The sequence below is a fragment of the Arthrobacter gandavensis genome, from assembly GCF_039528575.1.
Taxonomy (GTDB): domain Bacteria; phylum Actinomycetota; class Actinomycetes; order Actinomycetales; family Micrococcaceae; genus Arthrobacter_B; species Arthrobacter_B citreus_B.
The window spans coordinates 38,088-55,210 of sequence record NZ_BAAALV010000004.1; the positions used below are offsets into that span (position 1 = coordinate 38,088).

Consider the following 17,123-nt stretch of genomic DNA (forward strand, 5'->3'; position numbering starts at 1 on the left):
TCTGTGGTGTTCCGCAGGTAGCCTAAAGAGGTGAATATTCCTGGGGGAAACCGAGACCTGGACCACGGTCTTTATGAGGCGCTGCGCACACGAGAGCTGCAGGATCTTCTGGGCATGGCTCCTGGACTCCGCGCATCATTCGGCCAGGTCTCCGACGAGGAGTCACCGGAACTTCTGGCGGCACACATAGCAGGCCGCGCACGGGAAGTGCTCGCAAAAGCTAACCCGGAGGACCGGGTGGCGCTTGCCAATACGATTCTCGCGGGCATTTCCGCAGACCTTGTAGAACCAGGCCCCACCCAACTCCTGTCTCTCTTCCCACCGGATTCCCTGAGACGCCGCGAGCTCAGACGACCCTCCACGCCACTGCGCAAGCCAGCGCTGCTCACCAACGGCAAGGACGACCCCAATCTAGCCGCAGAACTGCGCGCCGAAATGGGTTCCGCCAACAGCGTCGACCTGCTGTGCGCATTCATCCGCTGGACGGGTCTGCGGCTCCTCGAACCGGCCCTCGAAGATGCCCGTGACCGAGGCATCCCCATCAGGGTCATCACCAGCACCTACATGGGGGCCACAGAACGGCGCGCGATCGATGAGCTGGTCCTTAAGTACGGCGCCGAAGTCCGGATCAACTACGAAACACACGCCACCCGCCTCCATGCCAAGGCCTGGCTGTTCCGCCGGAACACCGGATTCGACACGGCCTATGTTGGCAGCTCAAACCTGAGTGCTCCCGCAATGCTGGACGGGCTCGAATGGAACGTGAAGCTCTCCTCCGTCGGCACACCGGATCTGCTCCGCAAATTCGAGATCACTTTCGACAGCTACTGGGAGCAGCCGGCCTTCCAGCCCTACGATCCAGAGGTCGACGGCGACCGCCTCGACGCCGCGCTGGCTCGCAACGGCGGCCGCCAGACCGCCCGCCCAGACAGCACCACGGGACTGGAGATCCAGCCTTACCTGCATCAGCAGGAAATGCTGGAGAACCTCGACGCCGCCCGAATGGTCGACGACCAGCACCGGAACCTGCTGGTGGCCGCCACGGGAACAGGCAAGACCGTCATCGCCGCCCTGGATTACAAGCGGCTCTGCGGGGTGGCGGGACGCGAACTGTCGCTGCTGTTCGTCGCCCACCGGCAAGAGATCCTTAAGCAGTCGCTGCGCACCTACCGGGACGTCATGCAACGCGGGTCGTTCGGTGAGCTCTACGTTGGCGACCACAAACCGTCACAGTGGAAGCAGGTCTTCGCCAGTGTGCAGTCACTCGCCGCGCTGGGACTGGACAAGCTCGACCCGACTCAGTTCGACGTCGTCGTCTTCGATGAGTTCCACCACGCCGAAGCTCCCACGTACCGCCGGCTGCTGGACCACCTTCAGCCGCAGGAACTCCTTGGACTGACTGCCACACCCGAACGCGGCGACGGAGTCAACGTAGCCGATCAGTTCTTCGGCGGACGGATCGCCGGTGAGCTCAGGCTGTGGGACGCCCTCGACGCCGATCTCCTCGTCCCGTTCCACTACTTCGGTGTAGCGGACGACGTCGACCTCAGCCAGGTGGAATGGAAGCGCGGAAACTACGACATCACCCAGCTGGACGCCCTCTACACCGGCAATGACGCCCGCGCCGCCAAGGTCATCGCTGAACTCCGGGACAAGGTCACGAGCACCAGCGACATGCGCGCGCTCGGGTTCTGCGTCTCGGTGCAGCACGCGTACTACATGGCCGAGGTCTTCAACCGTGCCGGCATCGCCTCACAGGCAGTCTCCGGAGAGACGCCCGAGGCGGATCGCGCGGCAGCCCTGCGCAAGCTCCGGGACCGGGAGCTGAACTGCCTCTTCGCCGTCGACCTCTTCAACGAAGGGCTCGACCTGCCGGAGATCGACACCATTATGCTGCTGCGGCCCACACAGAGCGCGACTGTCTTCATCCAGCAGCTGGGCCGCGGCCTGCGCCGGGCCAAGGAGAAGTCAGTTCTCACCGTGCTGGACTACATCGGCCAGCAGCGCCGGGAGTTCCGGTTCGATGCCAAGCTGAAGGCCCTCACCGGCCTCCGGCGCAAGGCACTGGAGAAGGCCGTGGAGGACGGGTTCCCGTACCTGCCCTCCGGTTCGCAGATCATCCTGGACCGGGTGGCGCAGCAGACCGTGCTGAACAACATCCGGGAACAGCTCCGCGTCAACCGGAAGCAGCTGGTGGCGGAGGTCCGGTCCTACGGGGAGTACCTGCTGGAGGATTATCTCCGGGAGTCCGGGCGGGACCTGCCCGACGTGTACCGCAAAACCGGGGATTCCTGGACCTCGCTCATCCGTGAAGCCGGCCTGGTGGATCTCAGCCAAGCGCACGACGTCGTACTGGCCTCCCAGCTGAACGAGACTTCAGAGCTGGAAGAGGACCTGCTGCGCAGGATGACGGCGATGCTCTGCATCGATGATCCGGAACGGGCGGAGACCTACACGAAACTGGTCTCGGAGGATGCACCCCGCTATGCGGAGCTCAGCGACAGGGAGCAGATCCTGGCCCGGATGCTCTTCTTTGCGCTCTGGCCCAACGGGGGAGGGCACACATCGTACGACGCCGGACTCCAGTTCCTGCGCAGCTATCCGTTGGTCTGTGCGGAGATACGGCAGCTCGCAGCGCTGGGCGTTCAGCGTTCCGGCTACGCGCCGAAGGGGCTCGGCCTGGGGTTGCAGCAGGTCCCGTTGTATTCGCACGCTACCTACCGTCGGGAGGAAGTCCTTGCTGCCCTGGGGTACTTCGGGCTGGGTGGTAAGACGAGCCACCGGGAAGGCGTTGCCTGGTGCGAGGAAACGAAGACCGATGCGTTCTTCGTGACGCTGGAGAAGGACGAAAAGGAACGCGCGGCGTCCATCATGTACAAGGACTATGCGATGAGTCCGGAGGTGTTCCACTGGGAATCACAGAACGCGACGTCGCCGGAGAGCGTGACCGGCCAGCGGTACATCAACCACAAGTCTCTGGGCTCGAAGGTTTTGCTCTTCACCCGGCCTCGGCAGCGGGATGAGAACGGGATGACGATGCCGTACACCTGCCTCGGGCAGTTGGACTACATGTCGCATTCCGGGTCCAAACCGGTCGGCATCGTGTGGAAGTTGCAGCGGGCGATGCCTGCGGATGTTTATGTCGAGGCTAGTGCTGTGGCGCAATAGCTCTTCAACTGAACCTGTGGGTTTTATGTATATGTGTTCTGAAGGACACAAACATTCTTTGGGGCAGGCGGGCGAAGGTGACAAGGACGCAGTCACGTCAACCATCGACCGGCGGCCCCTCGTTCTGCGCGCGGTTGGGCAGATATCCATTTCGGAGAATCAATTCGACGACGTCGTACGAACTTGGCACCCGCCAACTGATGGGTCGTCTGCTTCGTCAGTTGGGAAGTATTCATGGTTGTGGCAGAGCACACATTCTTCAAGATGGTATGGGCCCATCGGACGTCGAACCGGACGGGGTTGTCTTCCGCGAGCGGCAGGATCAGCGACCCCGGGGACCAAAGTCGAGACCGCTGGACAGTGACGTAGACTTCCTGCGTTATCCACAAGAGTGCGGTATTTCATATTCACATTGGAGGAGTTTAGTGGTGATCAGAAATGCCGAGCTGTTTGCAGTGACCGTTTACATGTTGGAGGGACGCCTCAACGTCAATCGACAGATCCGCGAGTCTTATCGCTCCAAAGAAGACTTTAACATCAGTGACGTTTCTGTTGCTGGGCGGGATGGCGTGCTACTTAAAGGCAGTATTCCTAAGGAGCGCACCAACTGGTCGGTGCCCTTAGGCGAGTGGATCGACGACCCCGCTTTGGCAACCATTGGGCAGTCTACTGCTGCCGCCCTACTACTACTCCCGGCGAAGGACGCATCAAAGAATACTTGGGCACTCTCCTTTGGTATGGGACTGCACGCATTGGAACAGTCTCGGATCATTAGTGGGCTAGGCCGGAAGATCGCTGTTCGGCAGGCAGATCCTGATCACCTCAAGTCGGTTACTCATTCTCGCTTGGATCAGCGCGCTCTAGTCGCCCGTACATCCATTCCAGGCGGCGATGATCTCGCTGCGTATGGGGTCGGAGGCATAGCCGACTTGATTTCGCGAGTAGTCGCCCCAGCTGATCTGGAAGGCATGCACGCTCGCAGCGTCCGCGGAGATAAGACCATAGAAATCAGAGGCGCTGACGCCATTAAGCTGCCTCTGGCTCGGGATCCAAAGCTGCTGCTAAAAGACCTGGATACCCTGGAGTCCCTATTGCTTCTGGACCCACATTCACGTCTTAGCGAAATCGAGCAACTCCAAGCTGTGAAGAAGGCTGATACGCGCTGGAAGCTCCTTCAGCAAAGCTTGGATTCAGCGCTCGGCACTGCCGGGCAAGACGATCTCGGTCTATCGTGGCCAACGGAAAGCGCTGACGCTGCAGTGCCGATCAGCCATTTCCGCATAACGGGCGCCCCGAGGGGATTTAACAATGATGACGAGCGCGAGCCCAGCCTTCAAACTCTTCTCGAGCCGCTCGTCGAACTGCCACCTGGACGTCGTGTCGAGCGCCTTGATTCCATGAAAGTGCAGGCTTTCTCTGACGATGACGAGGCCGCCAGTCCCCTGCTGCCGGCAAAACGGTGGATTGTTTTCGAGACGTCCTTGCCCGGAGATGGCGGACGATACTGCCTCCACGATGGGCGCTGGTACGAACTGGATCGTCAGTTGAACGACCGACTGACCGAAAGGACCCGTTTGATTTTCGATCGGGATTCCCCTCTGCAGTCCTTACCAGCGTGGGCGGCAGGCCATGAAGCCGATTACAACGATGAAATAGCTAAAACACTGGGGGGCGTGAATCTCGACGCCAAGTTGATCAAGTGTGAATCTAACCGGGACGGCTTTGAAGCTTGCGACGTACTGACTAGGGACCAGGTTTTTATTCATGTCAAGAATGTGGACAGAAGCTCGCCGTTAAGCCACCTCCTCGCGCAGGCGGCGGTGTCGACACAGACCCTTCTTCAAGATGTATCTGCCAGGGAAGCCCTGCGGACACGCGTGGAAATCGCCGGCGGCGACCCCTCCTGGGTTCCTGATCGGCCGCGGAAGGTCGTGTTGGTGATGTGTAGAGACCGGGAGATTAACGCAGAAACACTTTATGCGTTCAGCCGGATGCGGTTAGTGAATTTGGCCGAGGAATTCGAACTGTGGAACGTGGATCTATCTGTGCAGTGGGTAGAACGAACTGCCTAAGTCCGGCGCGTGGAGGGACCGCATCCGTCAGGGATGCAACAAACGGCTACCCGCGATTCGAGCGAAGGGCTCTAAAAAGCATTCGCATGCATTCTGGGTAGGCTAGGGAAGCCCTGTCAGGCTCCGGTCGGAACGGGGAGATCGCGGTGTCCTTCCTGAACGTCAAGCTTCTGTCGGAAGTCGTCCTCGGTCATGATTTCAAGTTTCTGGCCCTGTTCGACGAGCTCGAATGCTCTCGCTAGTTTGTTGCCGAACGTCATACCGGGCCGCAAGCTGCTTTCGTCGTAATCTCCCGTGACGAGGATCGTCGTCTTTCTGGTGGGCTTTCCCATGCTGCAAGTGCCGCCGTTGCGGACAACCATTTCTTGCGCGTCCTCGCGGGACCACGAGATTCTCCCAGTGAAACAGACAACCTCTCCAGCCATTGGTCCGTCCGGGTTGATCTCTCCAGGAACCAGCGCCGCCCGGGGCGTTCGTTGAGAAACCGGACGGGCTTTTTGGGATCCCAACCACGACATCCCTTCAACCCGGCCAAGCCGGACACCAGCTGCAGTAAGAAGGTCAGTCACGGAATTGGAACCACGGGATTCCGCTAGCGCGATAGCAACGAGAGCACAGGCCTGAGCATCGGCCCCGGCCTCATGGTGATCAAAAGGAGGGATGCCAAGGGCTTCAGTGACCCAGGGCAGCTTGTAGACCGGAAGATCCAACATGGTCCTAGCCAAGACCAACGTGCACGTGTAGTTCAGTACGGGCCATTCCAAGCCAGCGAAGTCGCACGCGTCTCGCAGAGCACCGATATCAAACCCAGCATTGTGGGCCAGGACAGTATCGTCACCGATGAAGTCCAGAATCTCTGACAAGGAACTGTTCCAGTCCGGCGCGTCGACGGTGTCCGCAGCTGTGATTCCATGGAGCGCGGAATTGAACGCATCAAACCCACCACCATCTGGCGGCGATATGATCCAGGACCGGGTTTCTAGGATTCTTCCATCGACTACCTTTGCCAGTCCCACCGAGCAGATGGAGCCACGGCTACGGTTCGCTGTCTCAAAATCAATGGCTGTGAACGAGAGCGTCATGCCCTTCCCTCCCACTCGGGGTGGAGCCAATATCCGTATGCTGCGCCGGAAGCTGATTAACGGATGAGTCTTCTTCTGGGGCTGGTGATGGCCAAGTCCGGACTTCGGGCCCCCCGACCCCATGGAAATATGTTCGATTTTTCTTAGTTCGCGCTACTTCAATATCAAGCCAATAATCCAAGAGGCGTACGCATCCATCGGCCAGCCGGAGGGCCTCCGCTCGCGCGTCTAGTTCACACCCAAGATCAGAAGACCAGGCTGATGTGTCGGGGGCCCCAGGCCAGCCGGGGTCCTGCAGCGGTGAGAGTTTCTTGAGGGGCCCCGTGATCTGACCGGATTTCTTAGCTTCTGCCTGTGCCTTGTTCTCGGCCAGACGCCGTTCATTCTCTGTTCGAAAGAGACCATCGAGGTGATCGATCCAGGATTCGCTCATAGAGACAAAATCTTCACCGCTAAAACGTGTAGGCCCGTCGACGGCCCCTTCGGGAACAAAAACTTCGGCACGCGGGGTCATGAGTAAATGCCGGTTTCCGACCAGCGCCTCGAACTCGGCTCGGTTGAAACGGTCTCTTACAACCGCGTTTGTTTTGGACGCTCTGAGGCGACCTGAAAAACTGTCAACTGAAACCTGCCATAGAGCCCATTGGTTCTGATACACGTCCAGCACAGCGATGCCGAATGGCTGCTTTTCCCCCACTTAAAACACTCCAAATCTTGTCCACACCTTTGCGGGTCTTCGCCGATTATATGGTGGACTGCGCCTTTGCTTGAGCATGCTGTGTGCCGTGAGCGGCAAGGAGCGTTCCTGGTGGGCGGAGGGAGCCCGTAGACTGCACAGTCACAGGTACCTATGGGGGAATCAATGACGGCTTGGATGGTTCGGGCAGGCGCCTCCGGCGAGCGTGAGCAGTGGGCTCTGGAAAATGGATACACCGGTGCAGGTTTTGGTGACGTCGAGTCTCTGGAGGACTGCACCACACGCGAAGCCGTCGTTGCCAAGGTGGCCGCAGGAATTCCAGATCGCAGCACTGGAGCGGTACGGAACTTCGCCGCCCAGCTCTGGGCACTGCGGAACCGGATGGACGTCGACGATCTGGTTGTGATGCCGCTCAAGAGGACATCCGAAATAGCTATCGGTACCATTGACGGTGAGTACAGCTATCTCGACACACCCGACCCTCAGCGGCGTCACGTTCGGAAAGTGACGTGGAAGGTCACAGACCTGGCCCGTTCCAGGGTCAAGCAGGACTTGCTGTACTCCCTGGGAGCCTTCTCCACTGTTTGCCAAATACAAAGAAACGACGCCGAGCAGCGTCTCCGGTCCTGCATGAACGGGAACTCAGATCCCGGTGCTCGGCTCGGAGCCATTTCCAGCATTGCCGCCCCAGTGGCGCCAATGGGACTCGCCCTGGTGGAGGCCCAGGAGGAAGTCGCAGACGCGCCCGTCGACCTGGCCAGGTATGCCGCAGATTCGATCGCGAGCCGACTGATCGAGGCATACTCAGGGCACAAGATGGAAGGGCTGATCGCGGATCTGCTGCGGAGCGCCGGATACGTCTGCACGGAACACGGGGAAGGCACAGATGATGGCATCGACATCGTGGCAGGAAAAGGCATCCTGGGACTGGAACCACCCCGCATCATCGTCCAAGTGAAGAGCCAGGCCACCCCCGTCGACTCGCCTACGGTTTCGCAGCTGCACGGTTCACTATCGATTCATGGTGCCGATCAGGGGCTGCTCGTAGCCTGGGGAGGCCTCACTCGGCCGGCACGCAAACTACTGGACTCCCAGCGTTTCGCCATTCGCGTTTGGGACGCGGACGAAGTGGTCGCGCAGCTACAGCAGCACTACGCTACGCTCCCTGCAAGGGTTCGACGCGAGCTACCACTCAAACAGATCTGGACTCTGGCAGACGAAGCTGGGTAATCCGAGCAGCTGGAACAGCTCGAGCAGAGATTTCAAAGCCTGCCCCTTGAACGGAGAACCAGTTGAAGCCTGACAGTCGAGACGCCTACTTCGCCCCCCTTGACGTCCAAATCAGCACATTTATAGACCAGCACCGCAGCATGCTGGCGGCCAGCCTGGACGGTCTCACGGAGGAAGAAGCCCGACGGCGGCTGGTCCCGTCCAAGACGACCCTGCTCGGCCTGGTCAAGCATGCGGCCTTCGTGGAAGGGGTCTGGTTCGGTGAAGCGGTCACCGGCGCATCGAGGACGGAACTGAGCATCCCGGCCACGCCAGACGAGTCCTTCGACTTGCAGGAGACGGACGCGATCGAGTCCGTTCTGGCGGACTACGCTGTGGCCGTCGCACAGTCCCGCCGTGCAGTCGCCGGAATGGACAGCGACACCCTGCTCCCCGGCAACCGGAGAGGTCCGCTGCCGCTGCGCTGGGTCCAGCAGCACTTGCTCCGCGAACTTGCCCAGCACTGCGGCCATGCTGACATCCTGCGCGAACTCATTTTGGCCGCTCGGTCCCAGGCGCAGGAGTAGCCCGCCCCCACCCACGCACTTCCCATCGGCGCCGCACACACCTGTCGCACAGAACACATCCCAGCACCCGCGAATCCGTGTATACGGTGTAAACAAGACGACTAAAATTCGAAACATGAGCACCAGAACCTTCCCGCACCTGATGGCCACGGGCCGTATTGGTCCGATGGAAACCCCCAACCGCATCGTCCTTCCGGCCATGGACATGAACGTCTCCGAGCACGGCGAGATCGAACAGACCGAGATTGACCACTACGTGGCCCGCGCCAAAGGCGGCGCAGGCCTGATCATCACCGGAGCCTGCGCCATCGCCTTCCCCTACGGCGCAGCTTCCATGAAGGAACCCGGGCTCTCGGATGACAAGTACATTCCCGGACTGAAAGCCCTCGCCGACGCGATCCACGCAGCAGGCAGCAAGCTCTGCATCCAGTCCACGCACCACGGCAAGGTAGCCCGCGTCGACGTCGCCAATGACCGCGCGGTCCTCGCCCCGAACCAGCCGGACTACAGCTACGACATGTCCGCGCTGGTTGACAGCACCCGGGAAGAACTCGGCAAGATGGGCGCCGCCACCGCAGGCAAGCAGACCTCCTACAAGGAAATGACCCAGGAGGACATCGACTGGCTGATCGAGACCTGGGCCGACGCCGCCGAACGCATCGCCAAGGCCGGAGCCGACGCAATCGAGATCCACGCCGCCCACGGCTACATCCTGGGCGTCTTCCTCAACCAGCGGGACAACAAGCGCACCGACGCTTACGGCGGATCCCTCGCCAACCGCGCCCGTCTGGCCTGCGAGGTCATCGCCGCCGTCAAGGCACGCGTGGGGGACAAGCTGGCCATCCTGGTCCGCGTCGCCGGCGAAGAATACGGCCAGGAAGGCGGCCTCACCCTTCGCGAAGCCATTGAAGCCTCCAAGCTGTTCGAAGAAGCCGGAGCCGATGCCATCCACGTCACCGGCTGGGGCCGGAACCCGTTCGACAACTTCACCGACGGCCCGCTGCCCAACAAGGTGGGCGCCTACCTGGAGAACGCCGCCGGGGTGAAGAAGAACGTCAGCATCCCGGTCATCGCCGTCGGCCGTATGCTCCCGGAGATCTCCGAAAAGGCCATTGCCGCAGGCCAGATCGACTACGCGGCCATGGGCCGCCAGCTGCTGGCCGATCCGGAACTGCCGAACAAGCTCCGTGAGGGCCGCTTCGCCGAAGTCCGGCCCTGCATCAACTGCTACCTCTGCGTCGCCGAGAACTTCTTCGACGACACCCCGTTCTGCGCCGTCAACCCGGCCCTCGGCAACGAAGCCGTGCTCCCGCTAAAGCCCGCGTCACAGGCCAAGCATGTGCTCGTCGTCGGCGCCGGACCGGCCGGCTTGGAAAGCGCGCGCGTGCTCACCGAACGCGGCCACCGCGTCACCGTGATCGACAAGTCGGACCGCCTGGGCGGCACCATGTGGTTCTCCACCATGACGACGCCGGACAACGAACGCCTGCTGCGCTGGTTCAAGGCCGAGATCAAGCGGCTGCGCATCGCCGTCAAACTGAACACCCCGGCCACCGTCGAAACCATCCGCGCGCTGAACCCGGACCATGTCATCGTGGCCACCGGCGCAGTCCGCCCGAAGCCCGACTTCCCGGGCGGCGACCTGCCGATCGTGCAGACCGGCGACACCCTGCGCGCCATGATGCTCGGCACCGCCACGGCCGAGGAAGCCGGCGCCGTGCTCAGCACCCTGGGCAAGATGGGCAGGCTCTCCGGAGTGACCAAGAGCCCCGAATTCGTCCGCCAATTCACCAAGTTCTGGCTGCCCATGGGCAAGGACGTAGTGGTGATCGGCGGCTCCCTCGTGGGCCTGGAACTGGCCGAATTCCTCGCTGAACGCGGACGCCGCGTCACCCTGCTGCACGAAAAGCAGCAGCTGGGCCTGCCGCTGGCCATGCCGCGCCGCTGGACCGCCGTCAGCGACGCCAAGAAGCACGGTGTGCAGATCCACCGCAACGCCGTGATCACCCGCATCACGGAGAAGTCCGTGGAATGGACGGTGGGGGAGGAGTCCTTCTCCGCACCCGCTGCCATGGTGGTCTACGCGGACGGCACGACGTCGGCAGCCCCGCTCGCGGACGAGCTGCGGGACGCGGGCATCCCGTGTGACGTCGTTGGTGACGCCGGCGCGGTCAACTACATCCACGGCGCGATTCACTCGTCGTGGAAGGTGACAACGGAGCTCTAGGACTTCCGCAGTGCTGCCGGGCCGTCCCCTAAAGGGGCGGCCCGGCATTTTCTTGTCTGGCAAGCCCCGGTCCCGCGGTCGCTGGAAACGCCCCCGCCGATTCGGAGACCACGGCTCCTTCTGCAAGGATGTTCATAAGGCTACTTACAAAGGAGCATCCCGTGCACGAAGACATGCAGGAACATCCCGCTGACGAGAACACGCCGTCCACCCGCCGGACAACTCCGCTGATGAACGTCCCGGCGTCAGACATCGTAAATGCCGGAGCCTCGGCCAGCCGGCCAAGGGGTGTGGATCCCGCTGAGGTTGCCGTCTTGGCAGAAGCAGAGGATCCCGGAACCGCTCCGCAGCGCCTGCAGAAACTTGCCGCCGAGCAGCCAATTGCACGTCCCGCCGTCGCCGCGAATCCTGCCGCCGGGCCGGAACTGCTCACCTGGCTGCGCAACCTGGACGACCCTGCCGTCAACGAAGCGCTCCGCCGCCGGACGCAGGCGGAACAGGGACAGTAGGTCCGGCTTCACAACTCAAGGAGAACCCCATGCTTTCCCCAACCGCCGCAGGCACGGCCGCGTCCTACGGCGTCCACTCCGAGGTGGGCAAGCTGCGCAAGGTCCTGGTCTGCGCACCGGGCCTGGCCCACGAACGCCTGACCCCCACCAACCGTGAAGACCTGCTGTTCGACGACGTTCTGTGGGTGGAGAACGCTCAGCGCGACCACGCGGACTTCGTGGCCAAGCTGACCAGCCGCGGCGTCGACGTCGTCGAACTCCACGACCTGCTCGGCCAGACCCTGGACCTGCCCGACGCGCGGACCTGGCTGCTGGACCGCAAAATCATCGCCAACCGCGTGGGCCTGGGCCTGGTCACCGGCACCCGCGCGTTCCTGGACTCACTCTCCGGACCGGAACTGGCGCGGTACCTCATCGGCGGCCTGACGACGTCGGACCTTCCCTCGGATTACCGCAGCGGTTACGTCGGTCTCATCCGGGAATCCCAGGGCCGGCCCGAGTACCTGCTGCCGCCGCTGCCCAACACCCTCTACACCCGGGACACCACCTGCTGGATTGGCTCCGGACTGACCCTGAACCCGCTGTACTGGCCGGCCCGGCACGACGAAACCCTGCTGATGCAGGCCATCTACTGGTACCACCCGGACTACACCGGATCAAAGATCTGGTGGGGCGATGCCGAACAGGACTGGAGCCAGGCCACCCTGGAAGGCGGCGACGTCATGCCCGTAGGCAACGGCACCGTGCTGCTCGGCATGGGGGAGCGGACCTCCCGGCAGGCCATCACCCAGCTGGCGCAGGCACTCTTCGCGGAGGGAGCTGCGGAACGGATCGTGGTCGCCGGGATGCCGAAACTGCGCGCCGCGATGCACCTGGATACCGTGTTCACCTTCGCTGACCGGGACCTGGCCACCATCCATCCGGCCATCGTGGACGGCATCCACCCCTTCACCATCCACCCTTCGGACAAGGACCCCGGTCTCGAAATCCGGGACGAGCGGGACCGCCGCTTCGTGGATGTGGTGGCCGAAGCCATGGGCTACAAGCGGCTGCGCCTGGTGGAGACCGCCGGGGACTACCACGCCACCGAACGCCAGCAGTGGGACAGCGCAAACAACGCCGTTGCCCTGGAACCCGGCGTGGTGTTCACCTACGACCGCAACACCCAGACCAACGCGGCGCTGCGGAACGCCGGCGTCGAGGTGATTCCCATTGTCGGAGCCGAGCTGGGCCGCGGCCGCGGCGGCGGGCACTGCATGACCTGCCCCATCATCAGGGACGGGATCGAGTGACGTCTCTAGTCTGAGCGATGCCGCCCCGGTATTCGGCAGCAGAAACGGCGTAGCACGCCCTACCCAAACCCCAGCTTCACCGCCGCCCGGACACCCTCAAGATACTGCTGCGGACGCTCCCACGCAGCGAAGTGGCCACCGCTTTCGAATTCCATCCATCCGGCGACGTTGAAATACCGCTCCGCGAACTGGCGCGGAGCGTTCACCAGGTCCTTCGGGAACAGTGTGAACACGGTCGGAGTCTCGATCCGAGGCCAGCCCGTCGGACGGCCGGCGGCATACGGAGCAAACGACGTCCCGATGGACCCGGTGAACCAGTAGGCGCTGATCCAGGTCAGCGCCTCATCCAGGCTGAACGCATTCGTCAGCGTTCCGTCCGAATCGGTCCAGCGAACCAGCTTCTCGCCGATCCACGCCGCCAGCCCGGCCGGTGAATCTCCAAGCCCCGCCGCCAGCGTGTAAGGGCGCGTGGACTGCTCGTGCGCATAACCGCCCTCAGCCCCCTGCCAGCGCCGCGCCCGCTGCAGATACTCCCGCTCGGCGTCGTCCATATCCTGCGGCGGCGCGAGGTTGACGTGGTACTGGGACACATCGGTCAGGTGCAGCGCCGTCACGACGTCGGGATGCCGCACCGCCAGCGCCTCCGCCACATCCGAGCCAACATCCCCGGCGGACACCACGTACCGGGCGAACCCGAACTCAGACATCGCCGAAGCAATCGCATCGGCCATCTCCACCGTGGACATCCCGCCCGCCGGCACCGGTGCAGCAAACGGATACCCGGGCAGCGCCGGCGCCACATAGGTCAGGTCCGTCAGCAGCGGAAAGAGCCGCTGGAACCGCAGGATCGAATCCGGCCACCCGTGCAGCAGCAGCACTACAGGCGACGACGGCGAGACGTAGGCGGCCTGCGCCCGGGACACCACCGCCCGCACCGGCACGGTGGACAGCTCCGTCTGCTCCCACGACAGTGCCGAAATCCAGGCCTCCTGGGCGGGCCAGTCGAACACGGTCCGCCAGTGCTCCACCAGTTCGGCGAGCTGCTCCCCGCCGAACCCGAGGGAGTCACGGCTGCGGTTGAAGAGCCGGGGTTCGGGCACGGGCCGGAACCGGGCCAGGCGTTCGGCAAGGTCTTCCAAGGCAGCGGGAGGAACGGGTTCGTACGGATTCACGGCAGCTCCTGACGGGGTTGGTGTGCGGAAACTATAGACCGGCGCGGAGGAAAGGGTCACGGCGCCAGAACCCGCCAGTCCGCGAACTAGATCATCTTTCCTGTCACCAAATTTCCCACCAGCCGCACACGTAGCTTAGGTGCTCACTGAGGACAACGTCCGGGCGGTCTATGGGCTGGAGACGGGTCCTGGATTGGCGGCTTGACTGTGCCGTGACGTCATAGTTTCTGATGGGGCGCATGAGTCGAAACACGTTGGTCTATCTGGGGTCATACAGCCTGTCGCTGTTGGGGAACGGCATCGCGTCGGTGCTGTTCCCCCTGCTGGTACTTGCCAGGACCGGGGACATCCTCGCCGCAGGGATCCTCGCGTCGGTGACGGCTGCGGTCGCCGCGGCCGTTGGGGTGTTGGCAGGGGTCATCGTGGATCGGGTGAACCGGCGCACGGTGTCGATCGTCAGCGACGTGCTTTCAGCGGGTTCGGTAGCCGCGCTTCCGGTCGTGGATGCAGTGTGGGGGCTGAACCTGACGTGGTTCATCGTGCTCGGCGTCATAGGGGCGTTTGGTGACATGCCGGGCATGACCGCACGGGAGACGATGCTGCCCCGGCTGGTGCAACTCGACGGCGGCAAACCGGGTGCACTGGACCGGCTGGTCGGAGTGCGCGAATCACTCTCAGCGGCGCTCATGCTGGCCGGGCCCGGTGCCGGTGGTTTGCTCGTATTCCTGCTCGGGGTCAGCTCAACGACGCTGTTCATCACCGCGGGAACGAGCCTCGCCGCCGCAGCGCTCTCCCTCGCGCTCTCTGCGCAGGTCGGAGCCATAGCCGGCGCTACGGGACACGGCGGTTCACCCGGGGTGCGTGGTGTCGTGACCGATCTGGTGGCGGGATGGCGGTTCCTGCTTGGGAACCGGCTTGTGCTCGGTGCGAGCATCTTGACGGCGGTGTTTGTTGCGGTCATCGCGGGGTTGCAGGGGGCGATGGGTGCGCCGTGGCTGGTGATCGCCGCCGCGGTGCTGATCGGTCTCACCAACGCGCCCATGTCCGCCGTGCTGGGTGTTGCGACGATCGAGGCGACCCCGGATCGGATGCGGGGGCGCGTGCTGGGGGCGCAGAACGCGCTTATGCTCGCCGCCCCCGCCCTCACCGCTGCACCGATCGCCGCCATCGCCTCCGGGTACGGGCTCACCGCGGCAGGGGCCGGGATCGCGGCGGCCATGGCCGTCACCGCCGTCATCGCGCTGATCGTGCCTGCGTTCCAGTCGTTGGACACAATAGAGACAACGGATTCAGGGGCACCGGAACCAGTCGAGCAGGAGGGATGAGCATGGCGTGGAGCACGAGGCAGCTCGCTGACCTCACGGGGGTGACACTCAGGTCGATCCGCCACTGGCACGACGTCGGGCTCCTGCCTGACCCGGAGCGGCGCAGCAACGGGTACAAGCAGTACACCGCGCGGCACCTCGTGCTCGCGCTGCGCATCGCACGCCTCACCGGCCTTGGGTTCACCCTGGAACAGGTCGCAGGGATGCTCGAATCCGAGGAGCAGGGGCAGGAATCCCTGCATGGGCTGCGCACTGAACTTGACGGCAGGATCACCGAACTCACCCGCATCCGCGCAGACATCGACAAACTCATCGCTCGGGGCACCTCTCCCGATCTCTCACCAGAAGCACTCCTCGCGATGGAGGCCCTCGGGCCGGGGCCCGGCTCCCGGAACGTGGCCATCCTGCTCGCACGGCTGCTCCCGAACGATGCCATGCCCAGCTTCGCGGAGACCATGCACGGCGCACCCGAGGCGCTCACCCGGCTCAATACGGAACTGATGCAGCTGCCGCCAGACACGCCAGAAGCGGAGATCACCGCGCTGGCCGAACGCGGGGCTGCGCTCATCACCGCGTTCCTCGCCGAGCGGGGCGACGCCCTCCAGCACTTCGACATCAGTATCCGGGAACAGGAAGGCGCGGACGCAATGACCGCGCTCATGAACGAGCACCTGAACACCGCGCAACAACGCGTCATGACCCTCTTCATCGAACGCCTCACCCGGGCCGACGAGCCAATCGGCGTAACGGATTCAGGCCCGGCAGCCGGGATCGCCTAGCCTGAGCGCATGGCTAAACCAGTGCTGACCATCCTCACCGGCAACCGCGACGTCACGGGGCTTGAAAACCTACGGGAGCTCGCCGACGTGCGGCTGGCCGCCGACGCCGGGGAGCTGGCAGCCGCGCTGCCGGGCACCGAAATCGTGTACCTGTGGAACTACTTCGCGGACGGGCTCCAGCAGGGCTGGGAGAGCGCCGATGCCCTGAAATGGGTGCACCTGCCCGCCGCCGGGGTGGACCGGCTGCTGTTCCCCGAACTCGCCGCCTCCGACGTCACCGTCACGAACGCCCGCGGAATCTTCGACGCCGCCATGGCCGAGTACGCGCTGGCTGGAATCCTTTACTTCGCCAAGAACTTCCCGCAGGCCCGGGCCAACCAGGTGCAGAACCTGTGGAAGCACTATGGCGTCTCCAACCTGGCCGGCACCCGGGCCCTGGTCGCCGGAACCGGCAGCATCGGCCGGACGACCGCCCGGCTGTTGCGCGCCGTCGGCATCGAAACCGACGGTCTGGGCCGGACAGCGCGCGACGGCGATGCGGACTTTGGTGCCATCCATGCCAGTGGGGACTTCGCCGCTGTGGCGGGCAACTACGACTGGATTGTGCTCGTGGCGCCGCTGACCGATGACACCCGCGGCATGCTGAACGCCAAGGTGCTGGCTGCCATGCGCACCTCCGCGGTGCTGGTGAACATGGGCCGCGGGGACCTGGTGGTGCAGCCTGACCTGGAAGCGGCGCTCGCTGCCGGGGACATTGCCGGTGCCGTCCTGGACGTCACCACGCCGGAGCCGCTCCCGGAGTCCAGCCCGCTCTGGGGAATGCAGAACGTGCTGATCACACCGCACCTCTCCGGTGACTCCCGTTCGCACCTGCCTGCGATGGCCGCGCAGTTCGAGGCGAACCTGCGCGCGTACCTCGACGGAGCTCCGCTGGAGAACGTGGTGGACAAGCAGCTGGGCTTCGTGGCGGTCCCGGCCGGCGGGTAGCCCACCCACCGTAGAAT

General features: G+C 63.5%; 13 protein-coding genes. 10 read left to right on the forward strand and 3 right to left on the reverse strand.

Annotated elements, in window-relative coordinates; all coding sequences use genetic code 11:
* The first annotated feature begins 30 nt into the window (after window positions 1–30).
* Window positions 31–3,168, forward strand: a complete 3,138-nt coding sequence (locus ABFX29_RS11505) for a DEAD/DEAH box helicase (protein WP_275124653.1) — start codon at window positions 31–33, stop codon at window positions 3,166–3,168.
* 428 nt (window positions 3,169–3,596) lie between these two features.
* A complete protein-coding gene (locus tag ABFX29_RS11510) occupies window positions 3,597–5,240 on the forward strand; it encodes a DUF6119 family protein (RefSeq protein WP_346038492.1) in 1,644 nt (547 codons plus the stop codon).
* Between the two features lie 116 nt (window positions 5,241–5,356).
* On the opposite strand, the gene ABFX29_RS11515 is transcribed toward ABFX29_RS11510, so the two are convergent.
* Window positions 5,357–6,322 (reverse strand): exonuclease domain-containing protein, encoded by a 966-nt coding sequence (locus ABFX29_RS11515; RefSeq protein ID WP_170287813.1) that lies wholly within the window; start codon window positions 6,320–6,322, stop codon window positions 5,357–5,359.
* Window positions 6,297–7,019, reverse strand: a complete 723-nt coding sequence (locus ABFX29_RS11520) for a hypothetical protein (RefSeq protein ID WP_170287812.1) — start codon at window positions 7,017–7,019, stop codon at window positions 6,297–6,299. Before ABFX29_RS11520 ends, ABFX29_RS11515 begins: the two co-directional genes overlap by 26 nt.
* 165 nt (window positions 7,020–7,184) lie before the next feature.
* Between ABFX29_RS11520 and ABFX29_RS11525 the strand changes: the two genes are divergently transcribed.
* From ABFX29_RS11525 to ABFX29_RS11545, 5 genes are all read left to right on the forward strand, one after another.
* Window positions 7,185–8,249: a restriction endonuclease gene (locus ABFX29_RS11525; RefSeq protein WP_170287811.1), complete on the forward strand. Its 1,065-nt coding sequence runs from the start codon at window positions 7,185–7,187 to the stop codon at window positions 8,247–8,249.
* 62 nt (window positions 8,250–8,311) lie between these two features.
* On the forward strand, window positions 8,312–8,815 hold the full coding sequence (locus tag ABFX29_RS11530) for a DinB family protein (protein ID WP_246167732.1): 504 nt from the start codon (window positions 8,312–8,314) through the stop codon (window positions 8,813–8,815).
* A gap of 115 nt (window positions 8,816–8,930) precedes the next feature.
* Window positions 8,931–11,042, forward strand: a complete 2,112-nt coding sequence (locus tag ABFX29_RS11535) for an FAD-dependent oxidoreductase (protein WP_152229379.1) — start codon at window positions 8,931–8,933, stop codon at window positions 11,040–11,042.
* A 161-nt stretch (window positions 11,043–11,203) separates the two neighbouring features.
* The gene (locus tag ABFX29_RS11540; protein WP_152229378.1) at window positions 11,204–11,551 is read left to right on the forward strand and encodes a variant leucine-rich repeat-containing protein; all 348 of its coding nucleotides are present in this window, start codon (window positions 11,204–11,206) and stop codon (window positions 11,549–11,551) included.
* A 29-nt stretch (window positions 11,552–11,580) separates the two neighbouring features.
* Window positions 11,581–12,843, forward strand: a complete 1,263-nt coding sequence (locus ABFX29_RS11545; protein WP_152229377.1) for an arginine deiminase — start codon at window positions 11,581–11,583, stop codon at window positions 12,841–12,843.
* A gap of 59 nt (window positions 12,844–12,902) precedes the next feature.
* Here ABFX29_RS11545 and ABFX29_RS11550 read toward each other — a convergent pair whose 3' ends face one another.
* The gene (locus ABFX29_RS11550; protein ID WP_152229376.1) at window positions 12,903–14,015 is read right to left on the reverse strand and encodes an epoxide hydrolase family protein; all 1,113 of its coding nucleotides are present in this window, start codon (window positions 14,013–14,015) and stop codon (window positions 12,903–12,905) included.
* Window positions 14,016–14,254: 239 nt separating this feature from the next.
* On the opposite strand from ABFX29_RS11550, the gene ABFX29_RS11555 reads away from it, so the two are divergent.
* From ABFX29_RS11555 to ABFX29_RS11565, 3 genes are read left to right on the forward strand one after another with little or no spacing between them, the layout of a single operon-like run.
* Complete coding sequence (locus ABFX29_RS11555) at window positions 14,255–15,340, forward strand: MFS transporter (protein WP_152229375.1); 1,086 nt, start codon at window positions 14,255–14,257, stop codon at window positions 15,338–15,340.
* Window positions 15,341–15,342: 2 nt separating this feature from the next.
* Window positions 15,343–16,119 carry a helix-turn-helix domain-containing protein gene (locus tag ABFX29_RS11560; protein ID WP_211372430.1) on the forward strand — a complete coding sequence of 259 codons (777 nt, stop codon included), beginning with the start codon at window positions 15,343–15,345 and terminating at the stop codon, window positions 16,117–16,119.
* A gap of 9 nt (window positions 16,120–16,128) precedes the next feature.
* Entirely contained in the window at window positions 16,129–17,106 is a 978-nt protein-coding gene (locus ABFX29_RS11565; RefSeq protein ID WP_152229373.1) for a D-2-hydroxyacid dehydrogenase, read from the forward strand.
* The last annotated feature ends 17 nt before the right edge of the window (window positions 17,107–17,123 follow it).